Annotated in this window: 4 protein-coding genes and 1 pseudogene; 1 reads left to right on the top strand and 4 read right to left on the bottom strand. The window is 53.2% G+C overall.

Annotated elements, in window-relative coordinates; genetic code table 11:
• Nucleotides 1–767 (bottom strand): relaxase/mobilization nuclease domain-containing protein (locus C814_RS20165; protein ID WP_016317315.1); only part of this gene is annotated, 767 nt, incomplete at its 3' end.
• 104 nt (nucleotides 768–871) lie between these two features.
• Here C814_RS20165 and C814_RS20160 point away from each other — a divergent pair.
• The gene (locus C814_RS20160) at nucleotides 872–2,314 is read left to right on the top strand and encodes an RNA-binding domain-containing protein (protein ID WP_004075240.1); all 1,443 of its coding nucleotides are present in this window, start codon (nucleotides 872–874) and stop codon (nucleotides 2,312–2,314) included.
• An 82-nt stretch (nucleotides 2,315–2,396) separates the two neighbouring features.
• On the opposite strand, the gene mobC is transcribed toward C814_RS20160, so the two are convergent.
• From mobC to C814_RS20145, 3 genes and pseudogenes are all read right to left on the bottom strand, one after another.
• Nucleotides 2,397–2,741: a plasmid mobilization protein gene (gene mobC / locus C814_RS20155; RefSeq protein WP_004070769.1), complete on the bottom strand. Its 345-nt coding sequence runs from the start codon at nucleotides 2,739–2,741 to the stop codon at nucleotides 2,397–2,399.
• Complete coding sequence (locus tag C814_RS20150) at nucleotides 2,738–3,544, bottom strand: DUF3848 domain-containing protein (protein WP_016317314.1); 807 nt, start codon at nucleotides 3,542–3,544, stop codon at nucleotides 2,738–2,740. Before C814_RS20150 ends, mobC begins: the two co-directional genes overlap by 4 nt.
• Nucleotide 3,545: 1 nt before the next feature.
• A pseudogene (locus tag C814_RS20145) lies at nucleotides 3,546–4,550 on the bottom strand (helicase SNF2); the annotation flags it as partial.

Raw genomic sequence — 4,550 nt, 5'->3', positions numbered from 1 at the left:
ACCGCCCGGATTTCATCTTCGCTGTACCCTTGTCCCAGCTTTTCATCCATGCGGGCAACATTCTTCCAGCCGGGGGCTTTGAGCCGGATTGCCTGTCCCCGGCGTGACACCTCACAACCCATTTCCGCAAGCAGCTTTAACAGCCCGTCAAAGTCTGCCGGTTTCTGTTCTAATGCCTGGTCAATCATCACGCGGAGCTGTTCCCGGTGGGATGGCTTTACCCGGTCCCCCAGCCATTTGTTGTAGCTTTTCCCATGCGGTTTTGGGTCCTCTACAATGGAATAGCCGTTCTCAACGCAGATGGTATCATTCAGCCGCCGGACCGCGCGGGTACTGCCCCAAAAGTTTCGGAATTTCCGGTCACAGTTCAGATTGACCGCGTTCCAGATGATGTGGTTATGGATATGGGACTTGTCGATATGGGTGCAGACCACAAAGGCGTGATTGCCCTTGGTGAACCGCTTTGCAAACTCCACGCCCAGCCGGTTGGCTTCTTCCGGGGTAATCTCGCCGGGGACAAAGGACTGCCGGACATGGTAGGCAAGTACATCGTCCGCGCCGCGTACCCGGCCAGTGGTGGAAATGTACTCCCGTTTTGACAGCAGAAACTCGGCATCGGCTACCCGGCTGTCACACGCAAAGCCGGTGACGAGCCTGCCGTTGTCTGTCTTTTGTGGGTTGGCTACATAGTCGATAATGTCACTGACCGCTTGGCTTTCGGTGCGGCCCTTACCGGTGTGCAGCGGCATGATGCGTGTGGTTGCCATATCAAACACCTCCTACTGTTCTTAGCATCATTGAATTGATATTATTTGAAAAATCCCGTATAATAGGGAATAGAAATTTGAAACCGAAAGGGGGTCTTGCTCCTATGACAGAATATGAACTGTTGACGCTGATACATGGCGGTGAAAATATCCGTGTGGAGTTTAAGAAATCCACAAACGAGATTACCAGGGATGTGTATGATACTGTCTGCTCATTCTCTAACCGGGATGGTGGAATCATTATCCTGGGCGTAAAGGACAACGGAGAGATTTTAGGAATTATCCCGGATGCAGTTGACCGCATGAAAAAAGATTTTGTTACCTCTATCAACAACGGGCAGAAAATCAATCCTCCCCTTTATTTACAGCCGGAAACTTACCAGATAGAGGGGCGCACACTTCTGGTAATTCAAGTGCCGGTCAGCAGCCAGGTATGCCGTCATCGCGGGCGTATTTTTGACCGGAACCATGAATCGGATATTGACATTACGGATAATTCAGATATGGTGTATCAGCTGTATGCCCGTAAAAGCGGCAGTTATTTTGTCAACAAAGTGACCCGGTTTCAGCTTAGTGATCTTCGCTCTGACCTGATTGAAAGGGCAAGAACGATGACTTCCAGCCGTACTGCAAACCATCCGTGGAAATCCATGTCAGACGAGGAAATGCTGCACAGCGCCGGTCTGATTCTAAAAGATGAAGAAAAGCAGATGGAAGGTATCACTCTTGCGGCAATCCTGCTCTTTGGAAAAGACTCTACCATCATGTCTGTTCTTCCGCAGCATAAGACAGATGCTATTTTTCGGGTAGAGAATTTGGACCGTTATGATGACAGGGACGTTATCATAACAAATCTTTTAGAAACCTATGACCGCCTGATTGCGTTTGGGCAAAAACACCTTAGTGATCCTTTTGTGCAGGAAGGGATTCAAAGCATCAGTGCCAGAGATTGGATTTTGCGGGAAATTTTTTCAAACAGTCTGGCACACAGGGATTATTCCAGCGGATATGTGGCAAAGTTTGTAATCGAGCGAAACCGGCTTTACACCGAAAACGCCAACCGCTCTCACGGACATGGGGAACTGCTGTTATCCTCTTTCGAGCCGTATGCAAAGAACCCACCTATATCGAAAGTGTTCCGGGAAATTGGATTGGCTGATGAACTGGGTTCCGGTATGCGGAACACCTATAAATACACCCGGCTTTATTCCGGCGGGACACCAGAATTTATCGAGGATGATGTATTCCGCACAATCGTTCCGTTGGCTCCGGTTGCCATTGAAAAGGTGGGGCCGCAGGAAAAGACCCAAGTGACAACCCAAGTCAAGACCCAAGTGACAACCCAAGTGACAATCACTGATAAGATTCTGGTCTTTTGCCTTGAACCACACTCTAAAGCGGAAATCGCAGAACACTGCGGATATAAAAACACAAAGAACTTTACACAAAAATACCTGCGGCCTCTGCTTGATACTGGAAAGCTCCAGATGACAATACCGGACAAACCGAGAAGCCAAAATCAAAAATATATCACATCTGAACGCTGAACTTTAAGGCAAAAAGAAAAAGCGGAGGAAGGCGCGGCGAAGAACGCCGTTCCTCCCTCCGCAGATGGAGCAAACTATCCGGTCAGGAGAGCTTGGAAAGCTGGGCCAGTATCTTCTGCACACCCTCCCAAAGCTGTTCCTGCCGCTGGGATATATCCTCCAGATCAGCGTCATAAACCCGCCCGGTTTCATGCACTTTACGGGTCAGCTGGTTTAAGTTGTTGCTGGAATAGCGCATCAGGGACACCAGCTCCTTCAGCTCCGGCAAATCCAGCTTTACCACATACCCGTCCAGCGCCATTTTCCGCAGGTAGGCTTCCCGGTTGACGGTTCCAAGCTGGGACATTTTCTGCTCAATCAGGGCCAGCTCCTCCGGGGAAACCCGGAAATTCACCTGTACCTCCCGTTTCCGCTTTGCCGCGCTCATCGTTCCGGTTCCCGTTTCTTAGGGGCGGCGGGTCTGCGTTCCGGCGGCTCCTGTTTGAGTTTTTCCAGGACGGAGCCTTTCTCCGGGGCTTGAAGGACTTTCCGCGCCTGCTTCAAGAACAGGTCGGTCAGGCCGGGGTTGACCTTATCCACCACCAGAGCATAGCTGTGGCGGGGATCGCCGCCATCCTCCGGCATGGGGATTGTTTTCGCCCAGGCTTTGTTATCGCGGGAGATGCGCCCGTCATGCTCCTTTTTCAGCACCGTATTGGCAAGGATGTACTGCATACGCTCCGGCCCGAACTGTTCCAGCACTTCTTTGACAGCGGCCTCGGTATTCAGGCGGTTATCCCCATAGTGGGCGCTGATGGCCTGCCGGGTGGCTTCTTTGCAGGCAAGACTGACTTGCAGGGAGGCGCGGTACTGCGCCATCTCCCCATGCTCGGACGCATAGGCGGCGGAGTGGGGATAGACCGGGGCGGCTCTCTGTTCCTCTTTTTCCTTGCACATCTCATTCGCCCGTTCCTCAATGCTTTCCCGGATCACATCCATATAGCCGGTTTCCAGCTTTTCAAAATGCCGGTACACATCAGCCAGCGGGGAGGGGGAATCCAGAAGCGCCTGTGCCTGGTTATCGGAGAGTTCCAGTTCCTCCATCGCCATCACAATGTCCTCCCGGACGGTGTACTCATAGGCGTGGTTCAGGACCTCCTCCGGGGACTGGCTTTTCAGCCAATCCCGGAAGGTATCCTGTTCAGCGGCCATCTTCTCATAAAGGGCCGTATTCTTTTCATTGCTGTTCATATTATCTTGCCTCCTGTTCCTGTTGTCTGGGTTTCTTTTCCATGCTGCGGGGCGGGATGGGGCGTTTCAGCCCTTCCAGCACCGAGGGCCTTTCGCGCTTGGCAATCGCCGCTTCTGGACGGGACTGCCCCTTGCTGTCCATGTTCAGCTCCATATCCAGCTCCACCAGACGGGCGTTCTTGACCCGCAATTCCTCCTCATAGGGGAAGGCTTTGCCCACTTCCTCCTTCGCGGCGGCCTGCTGCTGGTAAAGGTTATCCAGCTGGACTTTGACGCTTTCCAACCGCTGGGGCATCTGGGAAAGCGCGTTGTCAATCCGGGTCAGGTTGCCGCGCGGGTCTGCGCCCAGGGCGGTACGGTGGGTCATCTTGCCTTTCAGTTGGAGCATATATTCCTTCTGAAAAGCGTCAAAGGTTACAAACATAGCAAATCCCCGGTAGCTGCCGACCTGCACCGGCTCGGAGCCTTTAACCTCCTTGCAGGCGTCCAGAAGGGCGGCTCCGGCGTTCTCTTTGTCGGTGAGCGTATCGCCCCGGACTTCCATGCCGGTAAATCCGTCTGTCGGGTGGGGGTGTGCCGCCAGGGTTTCCATATCCGTTTCCAGTCCCTGGATAAAGCCTTTGTGTTTCTCGATTTCCTCCGGGAAGTGCTTTAACAGCTGATCTTCCAGCCGGTACTGCTTGCTCTGGTGGTCGGCCTTCATCAGCTTTAAGCGGGATACCTCCACATCCAAATCCATACGCTCCTTGATGCGGGGGTCCCCGGCACACAGGGCCTTGATCTCCGCGAAGGACAGGGCGGTTTCGTCCACATCGTCACAGCTGCGGACCGGTGATTTTGAGGTCATGATCTGGGAGATGAATTTCTGCTTGTTCTCCACCGTCTGCCAGAGGTATGCGTCGAAGGTCCCTTCGGTCACATAGCGGTAAACATGGACCAGCGGGTTCTGGTTGCCCTGGCGCTCGATCCGCCCTTTTCGCTGGGCCAGATCTCCGGGCCTCCAGGG

Origin of the sequence: Anaerotruncus sp. G3(2012) (genome assembly GCF_000403395.2) — a bacterium.
In the GTDB taxonomy this organism is placed as follows: domain Bacteria; phylum Bacillota; class Clostridia; order Oscillospirales; family Ruminococcaceae; genus Anaerotruncus.
The sequence above is the reverse complement of the archived record's forward strand: the minus strand, read 5'-3'. Positions and strand labels throughout refer to the sequence as shown.

Bases quoted from the DNA above. Each gene is read 5' to 3' on its own strand.
- C814_RS20160 (WP_004075240.1), top strand. From the start codon at position 872: ATGACAGAATATGAACTGTTGACGCTGATACATGGCGGTGAAAATATC.
- mobC (WP_004070769.1), bottom strand. From the start codon at position 2,741: ATGAGCGCGGCAAAGCGGAAACGGGAGGTACAGGTGAATTTCCGGGTT.
- C814_RS20150 (WP_016317314.1), bottom strand. From the start codon at position 3,544: ATGAACAGCAATGAAAAGAATACGGCCCTTTATGAGAAGATGGCCGCT.